The organism is Stenotrophomonas sp. GW821-FHT02D01 (assembly GCF_059421765.1).
The window spans coordinates 114806-138707 of the sequence record NZ_JBWKVP010000009.1 but is presented as its reverse complement, the minus strand read 5'-3'; the positions used below and the strand labels follow the sequence as shown (position 1 = coordinate 138707).

Below are 23902 nucleotides of genomic sequence, written 5' to 3'. Positions count from 1 at the left end.
CCCCGCAAAAGACTGCTGCATAGCAGCATTTTGCGCGACGTTCGGCCTCGCTCGTGCCGGCTCGCAGACGCTGGACGTACAATGCGCGCCATTGTCGACCTGTTGCCGTCCACTGCCTTGAAGAAGTCCGATTTCCATTACGAACTGCCGGCCGAACTGATCGCCCAGACCCCCTTGGCCGAACGCTCGGCGAGCCGCCTGCTGCTGGTGCCGCCGGCGCCGGCTGCCTTCACCGACCTGCAGGTGCGCGACCTGCCATCGCTGCTGCAACCGGGCGACCTGCTGGTGTTCAACGACACCCGGGTGATTCCGGCGCGCCTGTTCGGGCAGAAGGCCAGCGGTGGCCGCGTGGAGATCCTGATCGAACGCCTGCTCGGCGGCCAGCAGGCCCGGGCCCAGGTCGGTGCCAGCAAGTCGCCGAAGGCCGGCAGCCGCATCGCCCTGGATGCCGGTGGCGAAGCTGAAGTAATGGGCCGCGACGGCGAGTTCTACGTGCTGCAGTTCCATGTGCCGGAATCACTGGAACAGTGGCTGCTGCATGCTGGCCGGTTGCCGTTGCCGCCCTACATCCAGCGCGAGCCCGGTGTGGACGACCGCGAGCGCTACCAGACCGTGTTCGCGCGCGAAGTGGGCGCCGTGGCGGCGCCGACTGCCGGCCTGCATTTCGATGAGGCGCTGCTGGCAGCACTGAAGGACAAGGGCGTGGATTTCGGCCACGTCACCCTTCACGTGGGCGCAGGCACGTTCCAGCCGGTGCGCGCCGACGACCTGAAGGACCACGTCATGCACCGCGAGTGGCTGAACGTCGGTGCCGAGCTGGTGCAGCAGGTGCGACGCACGCGTGCGGCCGGTGGCCGGGTGATCGGCGTGGGCACGACCGTGGTGCGCGCGCTGGAAAGTGCGATGCGTGAGGGGGAGTTGCTGCCGTTCGCGGGCGAAACGCAGATCTTCATCACCCCCGGCTACCGGATCCGCAGCGTCGACGCGATGGTGACCAATTTCCACCTGCCGGAAAGCACGCTGCTGATGATGATCTCCGCGTTCGCCGGCAAGGACCGCGTGTTCGAGGCCTACCAGCACGCGATCGAACAGCGCTATCGCTTCTTCAGCTACGGCGACGCGATGCTGCTGTTCCCGCAGGCGGGGTAGGGCCGAGGTGGGTAGCGCCGGGCCATGCCCGGCGGGCAGCAGTTGCGGGTCATCCGCCGGGCATGGCCCGGCGCTACCGGAGCAGGAAAGGCGGTTTTGAGAGACAATGGGCGACTATTTGCCCGAACGACCGCTCCATGTCCCGATTGCAGTTCCAGCTCCAGACCCGTGATGGCCGCGCCCGCCGTGGCCGCCTGACCTTCCCGCGTGGCACGGTGGAAACGCCGGCCTTCATGCCGGTGGGGACCTATGGCTCGGTCAAGGGCATCCTGCCGGACCAGGTGCGCGCGCTGGGCGCCGAGATCATCCTCGGCAACACCTTCCACCTGTACCTGCGGCCGGGCCTGGACATCATCGCCGACCACGGCGGCCTGCACGGCTTCTGCCGCTGGGATGGCCCGATCCTGACCGACTCCGGCGGCTTCCAGGTGTTCTCGCTGGCCCACCGCCGCAAGATCACCGAGCAGGGCGTGACCTTCGCCTCGCCGACCGACGGTGCCCGGGTGTTCCTGGGCCCGGAGGAGAGCATGAAGATCCAGAAGGTGCTCGATTCGGACGTGGTGATGATCTTCGACGAGTGCACGCCGTACCCGGCCACCGAGGAAGTCGCCCGCCGGTCGATGGAACTGAGCCTGCGCTGGGCCCAGCGCAGCCGCAATGCGCATGACGAGCTCGGCAATGACGCCGCCCTGTTCGGCATTGTCCAGGGCGGGGTGCACACCGACCTGCGCAGCCGTTCGGCCGAGGCCTTGCAGGGGATCGGCTTCGACGGCTATGCCATCGGCGGCCTGGCCGTGGGCGAGCCGGAAGACGAGCGCAACGCCATGCTCGACCATCTGGATCCGGAGCTGCCGGCCGACCGTCCGCGTTACCTGATGGGCGTTGGCCGCCCTGAAGACCTGGTCGAGGGTGTCGCACGTGGCGTGGACATGTTCGATTGCGTGATGCCGACCCGCAATGCGCGCAACGGCCACTATTTCACCTCGTTTGGCACCGTCCGCATCCGCAATTCGCAGTACGCGCGGGACATGGACCCAATCGAGCCGGGCTGTGGCTGCGTGGCCTGTGCCGGCGGCTATACCCGCTCGTACCTGCGCCATCTGGACCGCTGCAACGAGATGCTGGCGCCGATGCTGGGCACCCAGCACAACCTCTTCTATTACGAAAAACTGATGGCCGACATCCGCGCGGCCATCGAGGCGGGAACCTTCCTGGCCTTCCGCGAGTCCTTCTACGCAGCACGCGGGGCGGTAGCGCCGCCCCTGTAAACCCGCAGCACCCCCTGCCAAACGGCCCAAGGACGAACGCCCGGGGCCGTGGCATACTTCAAGGCTGACCCAGATCCGCGGTCGACACCTCGTGCCCGTGAAACGGCCGAAGCGCCGCCCAACCAAAGGACCAACGATGAACCTGCTTGCCTTCCTGATTCCCGCCGCCCACGCCCAGGCCGCTGGCGGCCAACCGCAGGGCATGGGCCTGACCACGCTGCTGTTCCCGATCATCCTGATCGCCATCATGTACTTCCTGATGATCCGCCCGCAGATGAAGCGGCAGAAGGAGCACAAGGCCATGCTGGAGAAGATCAAGCGCGGCGACGAAGTGCTGACCAACGGCGGCATCGCCGGCAAGGTCACCGATATCGGCGACAACTTCGTCACCGTCGAAGTGGCCGAGAACGTGCGCATCCGCGTGCAGAAGGGCGCTGTCGGCAGCGTGCTGCCGACCGGCACCCTGGATTCGGCCAAGTAAGCCACTCCCTTTCTGAAGCACAACCGCGGCGCCGGGGATGGCGCCGCGCGGGACCCAAGCAATGCTCGAATTTCCACGCTGGAAGTACGTCGTCATCGTGATCGTACTGGCGCTCAGCACGCTGTACGCACTGCCCAACATCTACCAGAAGGACCCGGCCATCCAGATCACCGCCAACCGTGGCGGGCAGATCGACGATGCGCTGCGCGACCGTGTGCTGGCCGACCTGAAAAAGGCCGGTGTCACCACGATCGGTGCAGAGAAGGAAGGGGACAGCCTGATCGTCCGCCTGTCGGACCTGAAGTCGCAGTCTGCCGCCAGCGATGCGCTGCGTGACAGCGTGGGCGAGAACTACACGGTGGCCCTGAACCTGGCCTCGACCGTGCCGGACTGGCTGGCCAAGCTCGGCGGCCGCCCGATGGTGCTGGGCCTGGACCTGCAGGGCGGCGTGCACTTCGTGCTGCAGGTCGACCAGAAAGCCGCGCTGGACAAGCGCCTGGATGCCTACACCGAAGACGTGCGCAGCACCCTGCGTGATGCGCGCATCGCCTACCAGTCGGTCGAGCGTCGTGCCGACAACACCATCGTCGCCAACCTGAGCCCGTCGGCCGGCGAAGATGCCGGTACCCGTGCCCGCGCCGCGCTGGCCAAGGCGCAGCCGACCCTCGGCTACGACGTCAGCGGCAACCGCATCACGGTGTCCATTCCGGAAGCCGAGATTGCGCAGATCGCCAACGGCGCCATCGAGCAGAACATCAACACCCTGCGCAACCGCGTGAACCAGCTCGGCGTGTCCGAGCCGATCATCCAGCGCCAGGGTGCTGATCGCGTGGTGGTGCAGCTGCCGGGCGTGCAGGACACGGCCGAAGCCAAGCGCATGATCGGTGCCACCGCCACCCTGGAATACCGGGCCGTGGTGGACGGTAATCCGACAAGCGTCGCGGACAAAATTGCAAGTGGCCGTATCCCGCCGGAAGCGAAGCTCTACCAGCGCCGTGACAACGGCGGCCCAGTGCTGCTGAACAAGCGCGTGATCGTTACCGGTGACCAGATGGTGGCCGCGCAGGCGGTGACCGACTCCACCAGCGGTACCCCGGCAGTCAGCGTGACGCTGAACAACGTCGGTGGCCAGCGCATGTTCGACTTCACCAGCGCCAACGTTAACAAGCCGATGGCAGTGGTCTACACCGAGCGCGTGCCGACCGTGACCGTCGTCGACGGCCAGGAAGTGCGTGGCTTCAAGGTCAACGAGGAAGTGATCTCGGTGGCCAACATCAACGGCGTGTTCGGCAAGAACTTCCAGACCACCGGTCTGCAGAAGAAGGAAGCCGAGGACCTGGCCAAGCTGCTGAAGTCGGGCTCGCTGGCTGCACCGATGGACTTCGTCGAAGAGCGTGTGGTCGGCCCGAGCCTGGGTGCGGAGAACGTCAAGAACGGCATCACCGCGGTGGTCTATGCGTTCATGTTCACTCTGGTGTTCTTCACCATCTACTACCGCATGTTCGGTCTGATCACCTCGATCGCGATGCTGTTCAACCTGCTGATCGTGGTGGCGGTGATGTCGCTGTTCGGCGCGACCATGACCCTGCCGGGCTTTGCCGGCCTGGCGTTGTCGGTCGGTCTGTCGGTCGACGCCAACGTGCTGATCAACGAGCGTATCCGTGAAGAGCTGCGTGCCGGCGTGCCGGGTAAGACCGCGATCGTGACCGGTTACGAGCGCGCTTCGGGCACCATCCTCGACGCCAACCTGACCGGTCTGATCGTCGGTGTGGCGCTGTTCGCATTCGGTACCGGTCCGCTGAAGGGCTTCGCGCTGACCATGATCATCGGTATTTTCGCTTCCATGTTCACCGCGATCACCGTATCGCGTGCACTGGCGACGCTGATCTACGGCCGTCGCAAGAAGCTCCAGAACGTGGCCATCTGACGGGACGACACGCACATGAAACTGTTTCCGCTGCACATCCTCCCGAACGATACCAAGATCGACTTCATGCGCTGGCGCCATGTCGCGATGGTCGTCACGATCATCGTGTTCCTGGCCTCGATCGGCATCATCGGCTTCAAGGGCTTCAACTACGCTCTGGACTTCACCGGCGGCACCCTGATCGAAGCCCGCTTCGAACACGCGGTGGATGTCGAGGACGTCCGCAGCAAGCTTGAGCAGAACGGCTTCGACGGCGCCCAGGTACAGAGCGTCGGTGGCAACACCGACCTGCTGATCCGCCTGGCCCCGCACGGTGAGCACGCTCCGGGTACCGGTGGCGCCTCGGCCGAGGACAAGGCGACTGCCGCGGCCGTGGTCAAGGCGGTCTCTTCGGCTGACAACCAGGCCACCGTGCTGCGCAACGAGTTCGTTGGCCCGCAGATCGGCAAGGACCTGGCGATGAATGGCCTGTACGCCACCATCTTCATGCTGGCCGGCTTCCTGATCTACATCGCGGTGCGTTTCGAATGGAAGTTCGCGGTCACCGCGAGCATCGTGGCGATGTTCGACCTGATCGTGACGGTGGCCTACGTGTCGCTGCTCGGCCGTGAGTTCGACCTGACCGTGCTGGCCGGCCTGCTGTCGGTGATGGGCTTTGCGATCAACGACATCATCGTGGTGTTCGACCGCGTCCGCGAGAACTTCCGCAGCCTGCGCGTGGAGCCGATGGAAGTGCTGAACCGTTCGATCAACCAGACGCTGTCGCGTACGGTGATCACCGCGGTGATGTTCTTCCTGTCCGCACTGGCCCTGTACCTGTACGGCGGCAGCTCGATGGAAGGCCTGGCCGAGACGCACATGATCGGTGCGGTGATCGTGGTGCTGTCCTCGATCCTGGTGGCGGTGCCGATGCTGACCGTGGGTGCGCTGCGCGTGACCAAGCAGGACCTGCTGCCCAAGGCCAAGGACGTCGAGGCCCTGGCGCGCCGTCCGTAAGCATCTGCTGCACGCAGTACACAGAGAACCCCGCGCAAGCGGGGTTTTTTGTTGGCAGGGCTGCGCCCTGCACCTGCCGAAGCAACAGCAACAGCCAAATCCAAAGCGAAGCGGCATTCCGTGGGATGGCGGGGCACTGTGAGTTTGCGGGGACGCCGTAAACCCATCCATGGGGGCTTGGTCGCCGCATCCATGCGGCTCACACCCCGCAAACCCACAGTGCCCCGCCTTCGACAGGTTCACGCGGCTGTTGGTGGGTGCCGACCGTTGGTCGGCACATCTGTCAGATATCGATACAAACAAATGGGGTCAGATCCGTTTTCCTTCGGAAAACGGATCTGACCCCAAGAGCTGTTCCGACAGATCGCAGAAGACTGTCGAAGGCGGGGTGGGTCCGGTGGAGGGGGTGTGAGCGGCATGGATGCCGCGACCAAGCCCCCATGGACGGGTTCACGGCGTCCCCCTCCACCGGACCCATCCCGCCATCTCACAGGAACCCAGCTTTTGACGTTGCTCCGGTCTCTGCAGGTGCAGGGTGCAACCCTGCAAAAGAAATACCACCCTACGCCGCCGTCGGTTGTGCAATCTTTCCCCGCGCACTACGATCCTGCGGTTCGCGCGCACGCGCGCGCCACGTATTCCTGCTGAGCGCCCCGTGCGCCGCACCTGCCAACCCGAGGTATCCATGGTCATCAAACCGCGCGTCCGCGGCTTCATCTGCGTCACCACCCACCCGACCGGCTGCGACGCTGCCGTCAAGCAGCAGATCGACTACATCCGTGCGCGCCCACCGATCCAGAACGGCCCCAAGCGCGTGCTGGTGATCGGCGCCTCGACCGGCTACGGCCTGGCCGCGCGCATCACTGCTGCCTTCGGCAGTGGCGCGGCAACCCTGGGCATCTTCTTCGAGCGCCCGGGCAGTGAAACCAAGCCGGGCACGGCGGGCTGGTACAACTCGGCGGCGTTCCACAAGTACGCCGACGAAGCGGGTCTGTATGCCAAGAGCATCAACGGTGATGCGTTCTCCGATGAGGTGAAGGCCAAGACCATCGAGATGATCAAGGCCGATCTCGGCCAGGTCGACCAGGTGGTCTACAGCCTGGCTGCACCGCGCCGCAAGCATCCCAAGACCGGCGAGATCATCAGCTCCACGTTGAAGCCGATCGGCGAGCCGATCACCCTGCGTGGCCTGGACACCGACAAGGAAGTGCTGACCGAAACCCACCTGCAGCCGGCCACCCCGGAAGAAATCGCCGGCACCGTCGCGGTGATGGGCGGCGAGGACTGGCAGATGTGGATCGACGCGCTGGCCGATGCCGGCGTGCTGGCCAATGGCTGCACCACCACGGCCTTCACCTATGTGGGCGAAGAGATCACCCAGGCGATCTACTGGAATGGCTCCATCGGTGCTGCCAAGAAGGATCTGGACGACAAGGTGCTGGGGCTGCGCGAGAAGCTGGCCAAGATCGGCGGCGATGCGCGCGTATCGGTGCTGAAGGCGGTGGTGACCCAGGCCAGCTCGGCCATTCCGACCATGCCGCTGTACCTGTCGCTGCTGTTCAAGGTGATGAAGGAAAAGGGCACCCACGAAGGCTGCATCGAGCAGCTCGACGTGCTGTACGACATCCTGTACGGCGCCAAGGCCGATGGCGTGGCGGTCGATCGCCTGCGGCACGACCTGGTCGACGGCGATGGCCATACCGTTGCGCTGATCGATGAGGAAGGCCGCCTGCGCGCCGACTACAAGGAAATGGCCGCTGACGTGCAGGGCAAGGTTCTGGCGCTGTGGCCGCAGGTGACCAACGAGAATCTTTACGAGATCAGCGACCTGGCCGGCTACAAGGCCGATTTCCTGCGCCTGTTCGGTTTCGGTGTCGAGGGCGTCGATTACGAAGCCGACGTCAACCCGGATGTGAAGATCGATAATCTGGTCGATCTGACCTGATCGAAAAAGGCCGGCGCAAGCCGGTCTTTTTTTGCGCTGAGGTGCCGGTCGCTGGCCGGCAACCCAAGGGTTCCCGAGCTGCCGGCCAGCGGCCGGCACTACCTTCTGTCAACCGAACTCGAAGTTCATCGCCGGCGCTGCGGGGCCGACGAAATCGCCCTGCACGTAATCGACGCCGGCACTGAACAGCAGTGTCATCGAGTTGGCGTCGCTGACGAACTCAGCCATGGTGCGGATGCCGGCTTCCTGCGCGCGTGCGGTGATCTGGCTGACCCGGTCGATGTTCTCGCGGGTGGCGGCCAGGTCGCTGGTGAAACCGCGATCGAGCTTGAGGAACTGCGGCTGGAAGTGGGCCAGCAACTGGAACGAATCCAGGCCCGAGCCGAACTGTTCCAGGCCGATCCGGCAGCCGAGCGGTGCCACTTCCGCCAGGAACTGCTGGGCGCTGCGCAGGTGGGTGAACACCTTCGACTCCGGCGCATGCAGCCACAGTCGTTCGCCCGGCACGCCGTGTGCCTGCAACTGCTGGCGCAGCGTGGCGATCATCTCTGGATCATCGAACGATTCCGGCGTGACCTTCACCAGCATCTGTGTGGGATGACCCGCGCGGGCACGCGCACCCAGTTCCGTGATTGCCTGCGAGACGACCCAGCGATTGATGTCCGCCAGCAGGCCATGCTCTTCGGCAATGCCGAGGAACGCGGTCGGGCTCAGCAGCTCTCCGTTGTGTTCCAGCCGCAGGTAGGCTTCGTACAGCTCCAGCGACTCGCCCTGCAGGTTCAGCACCGGCTGGTAATGCAGGTGGAAGCCATCCCCTGCCAAGGCTTCGCGAATGCGCGCGACCCAGCGTTGCACGCGCTCTTCCTCCACGCGATCAACAGCGGCTGGGTCGAAGATGCGGCAGGTATTGCCGAGGGCGGCTGCGGCCTGCGTGCATTCACTGGCGCGCGCCAGCACCTGGCCGATGCTGGCGATCTTCTCGCCCACCTGCACCCCGCCAATGCTGACGGTCACCGTGGCCGAGCGCGCGCCGATGCTGAAGACGTGTGCGGCGTAGGCTTCGCGGATGCGCTCGGCCAGTGCCACGGTCTGCGCATAGGGGCCGGACTGCAGTACGGCGAAACTGTGTTCGCCGAAACGGGCCAGCTGCGCATCGTCGCCAACAACGTCGGCCAGCAGGGCGGCGAGGGCGCCGATCAGGGCGTCGGCCGAGGCCAGTCCGATATCCGGGAGCAGGCGCGCGTAGTGGTCCGGTTCGACCATCAGCAGGCCGAACTGGCCTTCGCTGCGCCCGGCCTGGGCAACCGCGTCCTCGACCTGCAGCATGAAGGTGGGGCGGTTGAGCAGGCCGGTGACCTGGTCGCGCTGGCGCAGGTCCTCGACCTCGCGCGCCAGCTCCGGGTCGAATTCCATGCGCCGGCGGAACACCACCTGCAGGCAGGACTCGCCCTCGTAGGTGGCTGCGGTGAATTCCATCGTCGCCGGGAAGGCGCTGCCGTCCTGGTGGCGGGCGTCCAGCTGATACTGCGGCGGAGGCGCTTCGCCGCGGCTGAGTGACTTCAGCAGCTGCTTGAAATCATCCACGTGCTGGGCGGCAACCATGTCCAGCAGCGAGATGCCTTCGACCTCCTCGAAATCCTCGTAACCGAACATTTCCAGGTAGGCATCGTTGGCGCGGATATGCATGCCTTCGTGGACATAGGCAATCGGCTCGCGCGAAGAGGCGATGAGCGCGTCGCAGCGACGCTCGGTCTCGCGCATCTGCGCTTCGATCCGGCGCAGGCCGCGGCGCGCCTGCAGGTCGACCCACTGGTCGCGGACCACGGCCAGCAGGTGTTCGGCGCGCTGGCGCAGGGCGAGGGCGCGAACGCCGTTGCTGCTGGCCTGTACCAGTTCGTCCTCGTCGATGCGTTCGGCCAGCAGCACCAGCGGGATGTCCTTGCCGCTGGCGGCGATGTGCTGGGCCACCAGTGGCAGCGGAATGCTCTGCGAGGGCGCAGCCAGCACCAGGTCGATCGCCTGGCTGGCCAGCACCTGCGACAGCTCGGCCGAGTCCTGCGGGCGCCATGGGCGCACGGCGATGCCGCTGTTGCGCAGGGTGCTGACGATGGCTTCGGCGTTCTCGCCGCTGTCATCGACGATCAGCAGGCGGATGGTGATGTCGTTCGCGTTCTGCATGCACTGCTCCCCAATCTGCAAATCTAGATACACGATGCGTGGCGGCGCGTCCATGCGCGCAACGGTTGCGTGCATGGAACGGCGATGCGGTTCACACCACGCCGCCGGCCGCGTGCCCGCTGGCCCAGGCCCACTGGAAGTTGTAGCCGCCCAGCCAGCCGGTCACGTCCAGCACCTCGCCGACGAAATGCAGGCCGGGTACGCGCTTGGATTCCAGCGTCGAGGAAGAGACCTCGTTGGTATCGACACCGCCCAGGGTGACTTCGGCGGTGCGGTAGCCCTCGGTGCCGCTGGCCACCAGTGGGAACGCTGAAAGTACCTGTGCTGCCTTGCGCATGTCCGGCTCGTCCAGCTGGCGTACCGGGCGGTCGGGCAGCCAGTGCTCGCACAGGCGCTGCGCCAGTCGCTTGGGCAGCACATCGCCCAGCACCGTGCGCAGTTCCGCGGCGGGGCGTTCACGCTTCATCTGCCGCAGCCACTCGGCGGCATCCTGGCCAGGCAGCAGATCCAGCGACAGCGCGTCACCGGGTTGCCAGAACGAGGAGATCTGCAGGATGGCCGGGCCACTGACGCCGCGATGGGTCAGCAGCATGAAGTTGCGGAAACTCGTGCCATTGCAGCTGGCCTCGACCGGCAGGGCGACGCCGCTAAGCTCGGCCAGACGCTCCTGGTGGGTGCCGCTGAGAGTCAACGGCACCAGGCCGGCACGGGTGGGCAGCACCTGGTGGCCGAACTGACGCGCGATCTCATAGCCGAACCCGGTTGCACCCAGGCTGGGAATGGACAGGCCGCCGGTGGCGACCACCAGCGAGGCGCAATGGAACAGGCCGTGGGTGGTGTGCACGCGGAAGCCGTCAGTGCCGTGCTCGATGCGCTCCACGCTGCACTGCGTGCGGATCTGCACGCCGGCCTGCTGGCACTCGTCCACCAGCATCTTCACGATCTGCTTGGACGACACATCGCAGAACAGCTGGCCCAGTTCCTTCTCGTGATAGGCGATGCCATGGCTCTCGACCATCTCAATGAAGTGGTAGGGCGAGTAACGCGCCAGCGCCGACTTGCAGAAATGCGGATTGGCCGACAGGAAGTTGGCCGGGGTGGTGCCGGTGTTGGTGAAGTTGCAGCGGCCACCGCCGGACATCAGGATCTTCTTGCCGATCTTGTTGGCGTGGTCGATCACCTGCACATGCCGGCCTCGCTGGCCCGCCGTGATCGCGGTCATCAGCCCGGCAGCGCCGGCACCGATCACCAGCACGTCGCAGCGGATCGTGCTCATGCCTTGGCGCGCTTGCGCCAGTTGGGGATCACGTCCAGCTGCATCTGATCGTTGAGCAGCTGCACTTCGGCGTCCTGGATCAGCACGCTCCAGCGCATCGCACGCTGGATCTGCTGGCCCCACAGATCGACGAAGCCGCCGTCCAGATCGACCACCGACAGGTTGTCGAAGCGGGCCAGGCCCTTGCCCTGCTTCTGCCACCAGATGTCCGATGCATTGCCGCCGTAGTTGACCACCTGCACCTGCCGGCTGCGGTTGCTGGCCTTGCGGATGCGCGACTCGTCCGGATGGCCGAGGTCGATCCACTGCAGGATGTCGCCGGTGTAGTCGTGTTCCCACAGGTCCGGCTCGTCGTCGGTGCTCAGGCCGCGACCGAATTCCAGGCGGTCGCCAGCGTTCAGCGCGAAGGCGAGCAGGCGCACCATCAGGCGTTCGTCGGTTTCGGACGGATGCTGGGCCAGGGTCAGGTTGTGGGTCGCGTAGTAGCCGCGATCCATGTCGCTGATCTGCAGTTCGGCCTTGCGGATGGTGGCGGTGAGGGCCATGAAGATCCAGAGGGGTAAAGACCGTCAATGATAGAGGTTTGCCCCGGGGGTGTCCGGTATGGGGGTGTCGGCAGGGCATGATCGGTGGCACGCTGGCCGCCCTGATGCTTCTGGCGTGTCCTGTCGTATGTCCCTTTCACGTCCGCGCCGTCTGCAGATCGATGGCGCCCCGATCGCGCCATGACCACGCCCAGCCGACTGCAGCTGCCGCCCGGTGACTGGAATTCCCTGCTGGATGGCCTGTGCGCGCGCTTCCCGCGCATCGACCGGCTGCAATGGGAGAGCCGCTTCGCACGCGGGCGGATACAGGACGCACAGGGCAGGGCGCTGGCACCGGACATGCCGTGGCAGGTGGGGCTGGAGATCCGCTACTTCCGTGAAGTGGCCGATGAGCCGGTGATTCCCTTCGAAGAGAACATCCTTCATCACGACGCGCACCTGCTGGTGGCCGACAAGCCGCACTTCCTGCCGACCGCGCCGGCCGGCGCATTTGTGCGCCAGACCCTGCTGGCGCGCCTGGTCGAGCGCACCGGCAACGTCGACCTGGTGCCGTTGCACCGGCTGGACCGGCTGACGGCCGGCCTGGTGCTGTTTTCCACCCAGCCGCAAACGCGTGACGCGTACCAGAGGCTGTTTCGTGAGCGCCGCATCGAGAAGACCTACGAGGCGCTGGCGCCGGCCTTGCCGGACCTGCGGTTTCCGCTGGAGCGGCATAGCCGGCTGCAGCCGGGGGAGCCGTTCTTCCGTATGGCTGAAGTTCCCGGCGAGCCGAATGCGCTGACCCGTGTCGAGGTCATTGATGCGCACGGTCCGGTCTGGCGCTACCGGCTTGCGCCCGAGTCCGGGCGCAAGCATCAGCTGCGCGTCCATATGGCCGCGCTCGGGGCGCCGATCCTGGGGGACGAGCTCTATCCGCAGCTGCACGTGCGGCCAGAGGGTGCGGCCGAGCCGCCGTTGCAGCTGCTGGCGCAGGTGTTGGCCTTCGATGATCCGTTGACCGGCCAGCGGCGCAGCTTCCGAAGCGCGCGCGCCTTGTGCGTTCCCGGCTGACGCACCGCCGGATTCACCTGCCCGGTCGTCGCGCCAGCCAGCGGTCCAGCTCGGCAGCGAACAACTGGCGGTCGCGCGCGCCGAGCGGCGGTGGACCGCCGGTCTGGACGCCGGCGCCACGAAGTTCTTCCATGAAATTGCGCATCGACAGCCGCTCGGCCATGTTGTTGGGGGTGTACAGCTGGCCGCGCGGATTCAGGGCCACGCCCTTCTTCTCCAGTACCAGGGCCGCCAGGGGGATGTCCTGGGTGACCACCAGGTCGCCGGCGGCCACCCGCTCGACAATGGCGCTGTCAGCCACATCCAGTCCCTGCGGAACCTGGATGGAGCGCAGCCAGCGCGAGGGCGGGGTGCGGATCCACTGGTTGGCGACCAGGGTCAGCTCCACACCGACCCGTTCAGCCGCGCGGAACAGGATGTCGCGGATGACTACAGGGCAGGCGTCTGCGTCCACCCAGATGCGGGGGAGCAGGGGTTCAGCTCGGGTTTCAGCTTCAGTCATTTACCCAGTGTAGGGTAGGAAAAACCTGAATGGGGACCCGGGTTTAGCCTCGATCTGGTGCAACCCCTTGCCCTGTCTAGGGGCTGGCCGTTTGACGCTGAATATCAAGGCTATCGCTTTTTGCTCAAAACACGCGTATCGTCTGGCCCACTGTGTTTGCTAGGGTCACCGTGAATCGTGGCCTGGTGCAGTTGATCTCACGATCCGCTCATCGATCCGCTTTACCAACGCCTGCAACTCAGTCTCGGCCCCGATACCCGGTGGCTGCGATTTTTTTCAACATGTGTTTCAGGAGTTAGTAAATATGTCTGATCGTCAGACCGGCACTGTCAAGTGGTTCAACGACGCCAAGGGCTTCGGCTTCATCACCCCGGAAAGCGGCCCGGACCTGTTCGTGCATTTCCGCGCGATCCAGGGCACCGGCTTCAAGACCCTGCAGGAAGGCCAGAAGGTTACCTTCGTCGCCGTCCAGGGCCAGAAGGGTATGCAGGCTGACCAGGTGCAGGCGGTCTAATCCGTCTGCTACCGTTTGGTAGCCAGAACGCCGGGAGCGAAAGCCCCCGGCGTTTTTCGTTTGCGTCGCACGACCGGTTCAACCCGCAGCCAGCGCCCGCTCCAGCAGCTGGGTTATTTCCTGGTACTCGGCGCGTTCGGCTGCCGGAATGCGCGACAGGATCTCGCGCAGGACATCAACCACCTCCGGACCCACCGGCACTTCCATCCATTGCAGGTGATAGGCCGCCAGTATCCGGCTGTCGTCATCGCTGGAATGGAGCTGACTGAACAGCAGCGGCAAGGCTTCGGGCTTCATGCATTCACCCAGCGCGTCGGTGCAGCGTTGCTGCCAGAACGCGGGCTGCGCTGCGATCATCTTCTGCAGGCGCTGCCAATCGTGCGCTTCGAATCTGCGCAGGACGCCCTTGGCAACGTGTTCGCAGATGTACTGCGTCCAGTTGTGGTCCTCGGATTGCCCGAGGTAACCAAGCAGTGCATCGAACGGCGGGGTGTCCATGCTGGCAGGCCTTCCACGGCCGGGCAGGGTAGCAGACACCTGCGTGCACCAGGCCGCGCTACCATCGGGCACCTTTCTGCGGAAGCCGCCCATGCGCATCGTCCATCATCTGGAAAATTCCCGTTCGCTTCGCGTGCTGTGGATGCTGGAGGAGCTGGGGCTGGACTACGAGCTGCGCCGCTACCCGCGCGACCCGAAGACGATGCTGGCGCCGCCGGAACTGCGCCAGGTGCACCCGCTGGGCAAGGCACCGGTGCTGCAGGATGGTGAACTCATCCTCGCCGAATCCGGCGCCATCCTCGACTACCTGGTTGACCGCTACGACGTGCATCGCCAGCTGTCGCCGTCGCCGGTACCGGCCGAGGGCAAAGAGCGCATCGATTACCGCTACTGGCTGCACTATGCCGAAGGTTCGGCCATGCCACCGATGCTGCTGACCCTGGTGATCAGCCGCATCCGCAGCGCGCCGATGCCGTTCTTCGCGCGTCCGATCGCCCGCAGCATCGCCGACAAGGCCGAGCGCGGTTTCATCGGCCCGCAGCGACGCCTGCATCTGGACTGGATGGAACGGCGCCTGGCCGAAAGCCCGTGGTTTGCAGGCGAACGCTTCACCGCTGCGGACATCCAGATGAGCTTCCCGATCCAGGCGGCGGCCGCACGCGGCGGCGGGCTGGACGACAAGCCGGCGTTGCGTGGCTTCCTCAAGCGCATCGGTGAGCGTCCGGCCTACCGGCGCGCCGAGGCGCACGGCGGGGCATTGCAGGCCTTGCGCGGCGATTGAGGATGGCCGTCGCCGCCCCCATGCTTTGCCCATGGATACCACTGCCCCCCAGTTCGACAACCGCCTGCTGAATCTGCTGCCGGGCGATCCCGAGTCCGGTCCGCGCCGGCGCGAAGTGCTGGGTGCGGCCTGGTCGTCGGTGATGCCGACGCCTGTCGCAGCGCCGGTGCTGCTGGCGTGGTCGCCGGAGGTTGCCGGGATGCTGGGGTTCGATCCTGCGCAGGTCGATGACGAAGGCTTCGCCGAGGTGTTCGGCGGCAACGCGTTGTATGCGGGCATGCAGCCGTGGGCGGCCAACTATGGGGGCCATCAGTTCGGCCATTGGGCCGGTCAGCTCGGTGATGGCCGCGCCATCTCGCTGGGCGAGGTGATCGCCCCCGATGGCCGGCACTGGGAGCTTCAGCTGAAGGGTGCCGGGCCGACGCCGTATTCGCGCGGCGCCGACGGCCGTGCGGTGCTGCGCTCGTCGATCCGTGAATTCCTGTGCAGCGAGGCCATGCATCACCTGGGTGTGCCGACCACGCGCGCCCTGTCGCTGGTCGGCACCGGCGAAGACGTGGTGCGCGACATGTTCTACGACGGTCATCCGCGCGCGGAACCTGGCGCGATCGTCTGCCGGGTATCGCCCTCGTTCCTGCGTTTCGGTTCGTTTGAACTGCCTGCTTCACGTGGCGAGACCGCACTGCTGAAGCAACTGGTCGAGGCGTGCATCGCCCGCGATTTCCCGGAACTGACGGGGCAGGGCGAAGCGCTGTATGGCGACTGGTTCGCACAGATCGCCGTGCGTACCGCAGAGATGATCGCGCACTGGATGCGCGTCGGTTTCGTGCATGGGGTGATGAACACCGACAACCTCTCGGTGCTCGGCGTGACCCTCGACTATGGCCCCTATGGCTGGGTCGAAGACTTCGATCCGGACTGGACCCCGAACACCACCGATGCGCAGGGACGCCGCTATCGTTTCGGCACCCAGCCGCAGGTGGCGTACTGGAATCTCAACCGGCTTGCGCAGGCGCTGTCGCCGTTGTTCGCCGACGTGCAGCCGCTGCAGGCAGGGCTGGCCGCTTACCAGGCGACCTTTGTCGCCTGCACCCGCCGCGATGTTGCGGCCAAGCTGGGGCTGGCCGCGGCCGACGATGCCGATCTGCAGCTTTACCAGCGCTGGCAGCAGCTGATGCAGGACGGCGGCATGGACATGACCCTGGCATGGCGTGCGTTGATGCGCATTGATGCCAACGCACCCGATGCAAGCGTATTGGCCGAGGTCTTCTACGACGCCGAGCGCCAGCACGCGGTGCAGGAACCTCTGCAGCAGTGGTTGCAGGAGTACGCGGCGCGGCTGCGTGCCGATCCGCTGCCGGCAGCCGAGCGTGTCGCGAAGATGGGCGCGGCCAGTCCACTGTATGTGCTGCGCAACTGGCTGGCACAGGAAGCGATCGACCGCGCCGAGCAGGGCGACCTGGGCGGTGTGCATGCCCTGCAGGACGTACTGCGTGATCCGTACACCGAACGCCCGGGACTGGAGCATTACGCCGGCAAGCGGCCGGCGTGGGCTGACGACCGCGCAGGCTGTTCGATGCTGTCCTGCAGTTCGTAGGGTTTTCCTTTGCAGGGCTGCGCCCTGCACCCGCTGTAGTGCCGGCCGCTGGTCGGCAACCTCAGCAGCAGCAGCAACAGCAACAGCAACAGCAACGTCGGGATTCCGAGGGATGGCAGGGCACTGCGGGTTTGCGGGGGCGCCGTGAATCCCCAGACCGGCCCAGCCGCTGGCGGCTGTGCGTTCGGGCGCTTACGAAGCAGTGCCTCGCCAGCAAAGCGCCCTCACCCATGGGGGCTTGGTCGCCGCATCCATGCGGCTCACACCCCGCAAACCCACAGTGCCCCGCCTTCGACAGTTGGCCGCGATCTGCCGGATCTGACCCCGATCTGTTTCGAGATCTGTTGCTCTGGCTCCAGGCAGGTGCAGGGCTGCAAGCCCTGCAAACACCTCGCCTACAACGATGGTAGTACCCATTCAGTGCGATATTCGCACACGCAGTCGATTACCGCACTTGAATGGTGCAGTGCGATAAACCTACTTTCATTTCCGCAGTTTCATAGCAGTCCAAGCGATCCACCCCTGGCGGGGCGAGGGCAGCAGCCGGTCCGGTGCTGATGCCAGGTGCAGGGGGAAGGCCGCCGGATTTTCCTTCCTCTGCGCGGAGTGATCGCATGCGCCGTCGTCTGTCCATTGTTTCCCTGTCCCTGCTTGCCGTGCTGCCGTCGCTGGCGCTGGCCTACCAGGCCGAACCGCCGCGCGAGGCACTGCAGGTGCTGCGCGTGGACCGCTACGCCGACGACGCCAACGCCGGCTCGCTGCGCTGGGCGATCACCACTGCCAATGCGGCGCCGGGTCGCTACCGCATCGAGATCGCGGCCGTTGGCGCTGCGCCTTACATCATCACGCCGGCCACGCCGCTGCCGGAGATCAAGGGGCCGGTGCAGATCATCGGCACGTCCTGGGAACGCGATGGCCAGTACGTCGCCATCGATGGCTCGGCCTACGTCACCGGCACCGGTACCGATGCCTGCCCAGGCGCCGAGCCGGGCCAGTCCGGCACCAACGTGCGCACCACCACGCTGCCGGGCCTGGTCCTGCGCGATACCCAGGGCGTGGAGCTGACCGGCCTGGAGATCCGCAATTTCTGCATCGGCGTGCTGGTCAACCGCTCCAGCCACAACGAGATCCATGACAACCGCATCGTCGCCAACAAGGGCGGTGCCGGCATCATGCTCACCGGTGATGACGGCAAGGGCCAGTCCACCGCCACCACCACCGTGCACAACCGCATCGTGCGCAACGTATTCCTCGATAACGGCGACGGCCTGGAGTTGACCCGCGGCGCGGCCTGGAACCTGGTGGCCGACAACCTGTTCCAATCCACCAGGGCCAACCCGGAACCCTCGCAGGGCATCGAGATCCTGTGGGGCAACGACAACAGCGTGGTCCACAACCGCTTCGTCGATTACTCCGATGGCCTGCAGATCAACTGGGGCAACCGCAACTACATCGCGGCAAACACCTTCACCGGCAATTCGCTGGGCCTGAGCATCACCGGCAGCGGCAACGTGGTCGACGGCAACACCATCACCGGCAATGGCATCGGCATCGGCGTGCGCCCGCAGCCGGTCAGTGCGCCGAACCGCTTCACCGGCAACCGCATCTACGGCAACGGCCTGCCGATCGAGCGCTGCGAAGCCGGCGGCGCCTGTGTGAAGAGCCAGCCGCGTGGCGCCATCGTGTTTGGTGTGCCGGGCCTGGAGCACGCCAGCTTCGTCGGCTCCCGTGGCCGTGGCGTGGACAACGATGCGTCCAAGCGTGCGCGCATCTGCACCGCTGCCGGCCAGGCCGGCTGCCAGCCGCTGCCGAACCTCGGCCAGGCCGCGCCGCAGCTGACCGCAGTGCAGGGCAAGGGTGCGCAGCGCCAGCTGAGCGGTCGTTTCCAGGGCGTGCCTGATGCCCGCTACCAGGTGGAAGTGTTCGGCAACCGGGCCGCCACCGGCAACGAGGCCGAGTGGGTGCTGGGCAGTGTGGAAGCACGTACCGACGCGCAGGGGCAGGGCAGCTTCACCTTCCCGCTCGGTGCAGCGACCGACGCTGCCGCTGCCGGCAGCCTGACCGCCACGGTTACCTCGGCGCAGGGCGCCACCTCCCCGCTGAGTGCGCCGCTGTCGCTGCGCTGATCACCTCCACGAGACCGCGATCATGAATCCTGCAAAACCTGTTTCCTTGGGCCTGCTGGCCGCCCTGCTGCTGCCAGCCGTGGCCAGCGCGCAGTCCAGCAACCGCTACGAAGGCAAGACGCTTACCGGCGACTGGGGCGGTAGCCGCACCGATCTGTTCGAGCGCGGCGTTGCCTTCCGCGGCGACTACGTGGGCGAGGCCATGGGCGTGGTCGATGGTGGCTACGGCGAAACCGGCGCGCGCTATGCGCAGCAGGTGCGGGTGGGCGTGGACCTGGACATGGGCAAGCTGGCCGGCTGGGACGGCGGTGCGTTCCACTTCACCCTCAACGATCGTCGTGGCCGCAGCACCTCGGTGGACTTCGTCGGCAACCGCTTCCCGATCCAGGAGGCGTATGGCGGCCAGTACACGCGGCTGACCGAGCTGAGCTACGACCAGACCTTCAATGCGGGCCGGTCGTACTACAAGCTGGGGTACTACGCGATGGGCAACCAGTTCGGCCTGCACAGCCTGCTGACCCACTTCGTCAACGCCGCATTCTGCGCCCATCCTCTGGCGATGTCCGGCAACAGCGGTTGGTACAACTATCCGATGGCACGCTGGGGCGGTGAGTTCGCCCAGCAGATCAGCCCGGCGGTGAACGTGCGCACGGGTTGGTTCCAGGTCAACCCGAACCTGGGCGGCAACATCGAACGCAACGCATTCCGTCCGTTCGTTTCGGGCACCACCGGCTCGCTGTTTCCGGTGGAGGTGACCTGGACGCCGGCCAAGGGCAGCCGCTACGCCGGCGTCTACAAGTTCGGTGGCTACTACGATACGTCGCGCGTGGACAGGCGCGGCCTGGATACCTCGCCGACCACCGGCCGGCACGGCGCCTACGTGCTGGCCGAACAGCGCCTGACCCAGGAATCGGCCGACCCGAGCCGCGGCCTGACCGCCTTCGCGCAGTACATGGTGTCCGACACCGATACCGCGCAGATCAAGCGCTGGTACGCGCTGGGCGGCGTCTACCAGGGCATCGGCGCGCGTGCGCAGGACAGCATCGCGCTGGGCTACGTCGGCGCTGACATCAACCACCGCCTGGTCGATGCGCGGCGCGCCACGTTGGCCGCCGGGGGCGTGCCCACCGATTCGCCGCTGTACAACCTCAGCCAGGCCGAGGAGCTGTTCGAGCTGTCCTACAGCTTCCAGGTGAACCCCTGGCTGATGATCCGCCCGGACGTGCAGTACATCGTCAACCCGGGCACGTTCAATTACAGCGGTACCGGCAACGCCTGGGCCGTGGGTGTCCAGGCCAAGGTGACCTTCTGATGGCCGCGCGCTCCTTCCATGCTGTGGTGACTGCGATGAAAACTCCGCTCGCTTCCGTTGTCCTCGCCGGCGTGCTCGCCTCCTCCCCCTTGCTGGCCCTGGCCGCGCCGCCACCGGCGGTGCTGCAGGTCGGCCAACTACGCATCGGCGAGGGCAGCCCGCGCACCATCGTACCGATTACCGGTGCCACCGCGGATGTCGCTCTGCAGCAGGCCGCGGCGATCGCCGCCAGCAGATCCACCGACATCGCCGAGTGGCGCATCGACTACCTGGACATCGCCACCGATGGCAAGGCGCTGGTCGCGCTGGGCAAGCGCATCCAGGCCACGCTGGGGGGCAAGCCGGCCATCGTGACCTTCCGCACGAAGGCCGAAGGGGGCGCCAAGCCGATCAGCGATGCCGACTACGGCAAGCTCTACGCTGCGCTGCTGAGCGGTGGTGTCGCCCAGCTGATCGACGTGGAGATGTTCCGCGATCCGAAGGTGGTGCAGGCGCTGGTGGCGCAGGCCCACAAGGCTGGCGTGAAAGTGGTGATGTCCAGCCATGACTTCCACGCCACGCCACCGCGCGAGGAAATCGTCGCACGCCTGCTCAAGCAGCAGGCCCTGGGCGCGGACGTGCTGAAGATCGCGGTGATGCCGCGCGACGCTGGCGATGTGCTGGCCTTGCTCGATGCCACCTGGCAGGTGCGCCAGCAGAGCGACAAGCCGCTGCTGACCATGTCGATGGGCGGCACCGGCGTGGTTTCGCGCCTGGCCGGCGAAACCTTCGGCCAGGCCCTGACCTTCGGCATGATCGGCACCCAGTCGGCGCCAGGCCAGGTCGAGGTTGAGCGCCTCCAGGACGTCCTGCAGGTCATCCATGCATCCAGCCAGGCCGGTCACTGAGACCTTCCCCGCCGGACGTTCCACCGCACCACGCTGTTGCAGGAAACCGCACCATGAGCCACGCCTCCGCCGCCGCACCGTCGCTTGTCCTTGAACGGATGAGTCCCTTCCAGTGGACCGCCATCGCCATCTGCGTGCTGTTGAACATGCTTGATGGCTTCGATGTGATGGTCATGGCCTTCACCGCGCCGCATGTTTCGGCGGACTGGGCGCTGTCGGGCAAGGTATTGGGGCTGATGCTCAGTGCCGGGCTGGTCGGCATGGCGCTGGGTTCGTTCCTGCTGGCACCGCTGGCCGACCGCTGGGGGCGGCGGCCGATGATCGTCTGCTGCCTGCTGATCCTCACCAGTGGCATGGCGCTGTCCGCGCTGGCCGCCGACGCCTGGCAGCTGGGTGCGCTGCGCGTGTACACCGGCATCGGCATCGGCGGCATGCTGGCCGGTGTGGGGGTGATCACCGCCGAGTACGCCAACGCCAAGTGGCGCAGCACCGCTGTCGCGCTGCAGGCCACCGGCTACCCGATCGGTGCGACCGCTGGCGGTCTGCTGGCTGCGTGGATGCTGGAGCACTGGGCCTGGCACAGCGTTTTCCTGGTCGGCGCAGCGGCATCGCTGCTGTGCATTCCGCTGGTGCTCAAATGCCTGCCCGAATCGCTGGATTTCCTGGTCGCGCGCCGCCCGGCCAATGCCTTGCCACGCTTGAACGCGCTGCTCTCGCGCATGCGCATGCCAGAGCTGCAGGCGCTGCCGCCAGCGCCGGTGCGCGACGGCCATCGCCAGGGCTATGCCGCGCTGTTCGTGGGTGACCTGCGCCGCGTCGCGCTGCTGATCGCACTGGCGTTCTTCCTGCACATGTTCGCGTTCTATTTCGTGCTGAGCTGGACGCCGAAGCTGCTGGTCTCGGCCGGCGTGTCGGCGCAGCAGGGCATCACCGGTGGCGTGCTGTTGAACCTGGGTGGCATCGTTGGCGGCAGCCTGTTCGGCTGGCTGGCCTCGCGCTGGTCGCTGTCCAGGCTGACGGCCGGCGCGCTGCTGCTGGCGATGGTCTCGATGCTGGGCTTTGCGGCCTTCAGCACGCAGCTGGGCGTGGCCTTCCCGCTGGCCTTCGTGATCGGTGCGGCACTGTTCGCAGCGATGGCCGGCCTGTATGCGGCCGCGCCGGTGGTGTTCGCCGCCGAAGTGCGGACCACCGGCCTGGGCTGGGCCATCGGCATCGGCCGGGTCGGCGCGATCCTCTCGCCGCTCACCGTGGGTGTTCTGGTCGATGGTGGCTGGCAGCCGTCCTCGTTGTACGTGCTGTGCGCTGCGCCGCTGCTGCTGGCGGCATGGGCGTGCCTCGGCCTGCGCGTGGGCGTGGGTCAGAACCGGCGTTGAACCGATGACCGGAGCACGTCACTCAATGTGCGATTATCGAATCGAATGGCCGAATATCGCATTGACCGGGCGGCGTGCCATGGCGACCATGTCCGGGTCATGTTTTCCCTTCGCAGTGGCCCTGCAGCGTGGCGGTGATGACCCTCGGCAGGCGGGGCAAGGAGCAATGCAGTGATCGACAAGAGCGTAGCCAGCGTGGAAGCAGCGGTGGCCGATATCCATGATGGCGCGACCGTGATGATCGGCGGCTTTGGCACTGCCGGCATGCCCGACGAGCTGATCGATGCGCTCATTGCACAGGGTGCGCGCGAGCTGACCATCATCAACAACAACGCCGGCAACGGCGATACCGGCCTGGCTGCGCTGATCAAGCACAAGCGCGTGCGCCGGATCGTCTGCTCCTTCCCGCGCCAGGCCGATTCGCAGCACTTCGACGCGGCCTACCGCGCCGGCGAGATCGAACTGGAGCTGGTGCCGCAGGGCAACCTGGCCGCGCGCATCCATGCGGCCGGTTCCGGGCTGGGCGCGGTCTTCACGCCCACCGGCTATGGCACCGAGCTGGCCCTGGGCAAGGAAACGCGCGAGATCGACGGTCGCCACTACGTGCTCGAGTACCCGCTGCATGCCGATTTCGCGCTGATCAAGGCCGACCGCGGCGATCGCTGGGGCAACCTGGTGTATCGCCGGACTGCACGCAACTTCGGCCCGCTGATGGCGATGGCCGCACGCTGCACCATCGTGCAGGTGCGTGAGGTGGTGCCGCTGGGCGAACTGGACCCGGAGGCCGTGGTGACCCCCGGCATCTTCGTGCAGCGCGTGGTGCCGGTGGCCGCAGAAGGAGTGCAGGCATGAACAAGCTCAGCCGCGAACAGATGGCCGCGCGCGTGGCGCGCGATATTCCCGAAGGGGCCTACGTCAACCTGGGCATCGGCCTGCCGACCACGGTGGCCAACTTCCTGCCGGCGGACAAGGAGATACTGCTGCAGTCGGAAAACGGCCTGCTGGGCATGGGCCCGGCGCCGGCGCCCGGCCAGGAAGACCCGGACCTGATCAATGCCGGCAAGCAGCCGGTTACCCTGCTGACCGGTGGCTGCTATTTCCACCACGCCGACTCGTTCGCGATGATGCGTGGCGGCCACCTCGACATCTGCGTGCTCGGTGCCTTCCAGGTCTCGGCACACGGTGACCTGGCCAACTGGAGCACCGGCGCCTCCGATGCGATTCCCGCCGTGGGCGGTGCAATGGACCTGGCCATCGGGGCCAAGCAGGTCTTTGTGATGATGGACCTGTTCACCAAACAGGGTGAAAGCAAGTTGGTCGCCGAATGCAGCTATCCGCTGACCGGCCTGCGCTGCGTGTCGCGCGTGTATACCGATGTGGCGGTGTTCGACCTCGGCGCCGACGGCGCGACCGTGCTGGAAATGGTCGAGGGCGTGGACATCGATCAGCTGCGTGAACTGACCGGCCTGCCGCTGGCACTGGCCGAGGGAGCCTGAT

Annotated in this window: 21 protein-coding genes; 16 read left to right on the top strand and 5 right to left on the bottom strand. The window is 66.2% G+C overall.

What is annotated here, in order from left to right:
• Nucleotides 1-117 precede the first annotated feature (117 nt).
• From queA to fabV, 6 genes are all read left to right on the top strand, one after another.
• Entirely contained in the window at nucleotides 118-1149 is a 1032-nt protein-coding gene (gene queA, locus AC07UW_RS16785; RefSeq protein WP_495212482.1) for a tRNA preQ1(34) S-adenosylmethionine ribosyltransferase-isomerase QueA, read from the top strand.
• Between the two features lie 137 nt (nucleotides 1150-1286).
• A complete protein-coding gene (gene tgt / locus AC07UW_RS16780; RefSeq protein ID WP_312786511.1) occupies nucleotides 1287-2417 on the top strand; it encodes a tRNA guanosine(34) transglycosylase Tgt in 1131 nt (376 codons plus the stop codon).
• Nucleotides 2418-2553: 136 nt separating this feature from the next.
• The gene (yajC, locus tag AC07UW_RS16775) at nucleotides 2554-2898 is read left to right on the top strand and encodes a preprotein translocase subunit YajC (protein WP_025875124.1); all 345 of its coding nucleotides are present in this window, start codon (nucleotides 2554-2556) and stop codon (nucleotides 2896-2898) included.
• A gap of 61 nt (nucleotides 2899-2959) precedes the next feature.
• Nucleotides 2960-4825 carry a protein translocase subunit SecD gene (gene secD, locus AC07UW_RS16770; protein ID WP_032977616.1) on the top strand — a complete coding sequence of 622 codons (1866 nt, stop codon included), beginning with the start codon at nucleotides 2960-2962 and terminating at the stop codon, nucleotides 4823-4825.
• A gap of 15 nt (nucleotides 4826-4840) precedes the next feature.
• Nucleotides 4841-5821, top strand: a complete 981-nt coding sequence (gene secF, locus AC07UW_RS16765) for a protein translocase subunit SecF (RefSeq protein ID WP_025875120.1) — start codon at nucleotides 4841-4843, stop codon at nucleotides 5819-5821.
• Between the two features lie 685 nt (nucleotides 5822-6506).
• Nucleotides 6507-7766, top strand: coding sequence for an enoyl-ACP reductase FabV (gene fabV / locus AC07UW_RS16760; protein WP_223494866.1), 1260 nt, complete (start codon nucleotides 6507-6509; stop codon nucleotides 7764-7766).
• Nucleotides 7767-7874: 108 nt separating this feature from the next.
• On the opposite strand, the gene AC07UW_RS16755 is transcribed toward fabV, so the two are convergent.
• From AC07UW_RS16755 to AC07UW_RS16745, 3 genes are all read right to left on the bottom strand, one after another.
• Nucleotides 7875-9944 (bottom strand): EAL domain-containing response regulator, encoded by a 2070-nt coding sequence (locus AC07UW_RS16755; RefSeq protein WP_495212471.1) that lies wholly within the window; start codon nucleotides 9942-9944, stop codon nucleotides 7875-7877.
• A 91-nt stretch (nucleotides 9945-10035) separates the two neighbouring features.
• Nucleotides 10036-11220 carry a BaiN/RdsA family NAD(P)/FAD-dependent oxidoreductase gene (locus AC07UW_RS16750; protein WP_495212470.1) on the bottom strand — a complete coding sequence of 395 codons (1185 nt, stop codon included), beginning with the start codon at nucleotides 11218-11220 and terminating at the stop codon, nucleotides 10036-10038.
• Nucleotides 11217-11765, bottom strand: coding sequence for a YaeQ family protein (locus AC07UW_RS16745; RefSeq protein ID WP_025875114.1), 549 nt, complete (start codon nucleotides 11763-11765; stop codon nucleotides 11217-11219). Before AC07UW_RS16745 ends, AC07UW_RS16750 begins: the two co-directional genes overlap by 4 nt.
• A gap of 180 nt (nucleotides 11766-11945) precedes the next feature.
• Here AC07UW_RS16745 and AC07UW_RS16740 point away from each other — a divergent pair, with 180 nt between their 5' ends.
• The gene (locus AC07UW_RS16740; RefSeq protein WP_495212469.1) at nucleotides 11946-12815 is read left to right on the top strand and encodes a pseudouridine synthase; all 870 of its coding nucleotides are present in this window, start codon (nucleotides 11946-11948) and stop codon (nucleotides 12813-12815) included.
• Between the two features lie 13 nt (nucleotides 12816-12828).
• Here AC07UW_RS16740 and AC07UW_RS16735 read toward each other — a convergent pair whose 3' ends face one another.
• A complete protein-coding gene (locus AC07UW_RS16735; RefSeq protein ID WP_127563463.1) occupies nucleotides 12829-13317 on the bottom strand; it encodes a YaiI/YqxD family protein in 489 nt (162 codons plus the stop codon).
• A 304-nt stretch (nucleotides 13318-13621) separates the two neighbouring features.
• Between AC07UW_RS16735 and AC07UW_RS16730 the strand changes: the two genes are divergently transcribed.
• The gene (locus AC07UW_RS16730) at nucleotides 13622-13831 is read left to right on the top strand and encodes a cold-shock protein (protein ID WP_025875108.1); all 210 of its coding nucleotides are present in this window, start codon (nucleotides 13622-13624) and stop codon (nucleotides 13829-13831) included.
• Between the two features lie 78 nt (nucleotides 13832-13909).
• Here the strand turns inward: AC07UW_RS16730 and AC07UW_RS16725 are convergent, their stop codons facing one another.
• The gene (locus AC07UW_RS16725; RefSeq protein WP_051585111.1) at nucleotides 13910-14329 is read right to left on the bottom strand and encodes a hypothetical protein; all 420 of its coding nucleotides are present in this window, start codon (nucleotides 14327-14329) and stop codon (nucleotides 13910-13912) included.
• Between the two features lie 91 nt (nucleotides 14330-14420).
• Between AC07UW_RS16725 and AC07UW_RS16720 the strand changes: the two genes are divergently transcribed.
• From AC07UW_RS16720 to AC07UW_RS16685, 8 genes are all read left to right on the top strand, one after another.
• Nucleotides 14421-15110 (top strand): glutathione S-transferase, encoded by a 690-nt coding sequence (locus tag AC07UW_RS16720; RefSeq protein ID WP_223494871.1) that lies wholly within the window; start codon nucleotides 14421-14423, stop codon nucleotides 15108-15110.
• Nucleotides 15111-15141: 31 nt separating this feature from the next.
• The gene (locus AC07UW_RS16715; protein WP_428704198.1) at nucleotides 15142-16707 is read left to right on the top strand and encodes a protein adenylyltransferase SelO; all 1566 of its coding nucleotides are present in this window, start codon (nucleotides 15142-15144) and stop codon (nucleotides 16705-16707) included.
• 614 nt (nucleotides 16708-17321) lie between these two features.
• The gene (locus tag AC07UW_RS16710) at nucleotides 17322-18833 is read left to right on the top strand and encodes a right-handed parallel beta-helix repeat-containing protein (protein ID WP_495212468.1); all 1512 of its coding nucleotides are present in this window, start codon (nucleotides 17322-17324) and stop codon (nucleotides 18831-18833) included.
• 22 nt (nucleotides 18834-18855) lie between these two features.
• Nucleotides 18856-20145, top strand: coding sequence for a carbohydrate porin (locus tag AC07UW_RS16705; protein ID WP_495212467.1), 1290 nt, complete (start codon nucleotides 18856-18858; stop codon nucleotides 20143-20145).
• Between the two features lie 35 nt (nucleotides 20146-20180).
• A complete protein-coding gene (gene aroD / locus AC07UW_RS16700; RefSeq protein WP_495212466.1) occupies nucleotides 20181-21032 on the top strand; it encodes a type I 3-dehydroquinate dehydratase in 852 nt (283 codons plus the stop codon).
• Nucleotides 21033-21085: 53 nt separating this feature from the next.
• Complete coding sequence (locus AC07UW_RS16695) at nucleotides 21086-22405, top strand: MFS transporter (protein WP_495212465.1); 1320 nt, start codon at nucleotides 21086-21088, stop codon at nucleotides 22403-22405.
• Nucleotides 22406-22576: 171 nt separating this feature from the next.
• A complete protein-coding gene (locus tag AC07UW_RS16690; protein WP_495212464.1) occupies nucleotides 22577-23257 on the top strand; it encodes a 3-oxoacid CoA-transferase subunit A in 681 nt (226 codons plus the stop codon).
• Nucleotides 23254-23901 carry a 3-oxoacid CoA-transferase subunit B gene (locus AC07UW_RS16685; RefSeq protein ID WP_025875091.1) on the top strand — a complete coding sequence of 216 codons (648 nt, stop codon included), beginning with the start codon at nucleotides 23254-23256 and terminating at the stop codon, nucleotides 23899-23901. The genes AC07UW_RS16690 and AC07UW_RS16685 overlap by 4 nt, the downstream gene beginning before the upstream one ends.
• Nucleotide 23902 lies beyond the last annotated feature (1 nt).

Coding starts and splice junctions, on each gene's coding strand:
- tgt (WP_312786511.1), top strand. CDS start 1,287: ATGTCCCGATTGCAGTTCCAGCTCCAGACCCGTGATGGCCGCGCCCGC.
- yajC (WP_025875124.1), top strand. CDS start 2,554: ATGAACCTGCTTGCCTTCCTGATTCCCGCCGCCCACGCCCAGGCCGCT.
- secD (WP_032977616.1), top strand. CDS start 2,960: ATGCTCGAATTTCCACGCTGGAAGTACGTCGTCATCGTGATCGTACTG.
- secF (WP_025875120.1), top strand. CDS start 4,841: ATGAAACTGTTTCCGCTGCACATCCTCCCGAACGATACCAAGATCGAC.
- fabV (WP_223494866.1), top strand. CDS start 6,507: ATGGTCATCAAACCGCGCGTCCGCGGCTTCATCTGCGTCACCACCCAC.
- AC07UW_RS16755 (WP_495212471.1), bottom strand. CDS start 9,944: ATGCAGAACGCGAACGACATCACCATCCGCCTGCTGATCGTCGATGAC.
- AC07UW_RS16750 (WP_495212470.1), bottom strand. CDS start 11,220: ATGAGCACGATCCGCTGCGACGTGCTGGTGATCGGTGCCGGCGCTGCC.
- AC07UW_RS16745 (WP_025875114.1), bottom strand. CDS start 11,765: ATGGCCCTCACCGCCACCATCCGCAAGGCCGAACTGCAGATCAGCGAC.
- AC07UW_RS16740 (WP_495212469.1), top strand. CDS start 11,946: ATGACCACGCCCAGCCGACTGCAGCTGCCGCCCGGTGACTGGAATTCC.
- AC07UW_RS16735 (WP_127563463.1), bottom strand. CDS start 13,317: ATGACTGAAGCTGAAACCCGAGCTGAACCCCTGCTCCCCCGCATCTGG.
- AC07UW_RS16730 (WP_025875108.1), top strand. CDS start 13,622: ATGTCTGATCGTCAGACCGGCACTGTCAAGTGGTTCAACGACGCCAAG.
- AC07UW_RS16725 (WP_051585111.1), bottom strand. CDS start 14,329: ATGGACACCCCGCCGTTCGATGCACTGCTTGGTTACCTCGGGCAATCC.
- AC07UW_RS16720 (WP_223494871.1), top strand. CDS start 14,421: ATGCGCATCGTCCATCATCTGGAAAATTCCCGTTCGCTTCGCGTGCTG.
- AC07UW_RS16715 (WP_428704198.1), top strand. CDS start 15,142: ATGGATACCACTGCCCCCCAGTTCGACAACCGCCTGCTGAATCTGCTG.
- AC07UW_RS16710 (WP_495212468.1), top strand. CDS start 17,322: ATGCGCCGTCGTCTGTCCATTGTTTCCCTGTCCCTGCTTGCCGTGCTG.
- AC07UW_RS16705 (WP_495212467.1), top strand. CDS start 18,856: ATGAATCCTGCAAAACCTGTTTCCTTGGGCCTGCTGGCCGCCCTGCTG.
- aroD (WP_495212466.1), top strand. CDS start 20,181: ATGAAAACTCCGCTCGCTTCCGTTGTCCTCGCCGGCGTGCTCGCCTCC.
- AC07UW_RS16695 (WP_495212465.1), top strand. CDS start 21,086: ATGAGCCACGCCTCCGCCGCCGCACCGTCGCTTGTCCTTGAACGGATG.
- AC07UW_RS16685 (WP_025875091.1), top strand. CDS start 23,254: ATGAACAAGCTCAGCCGCGAACAGATGGCCGCGCGCGTGGCGCGCGAT.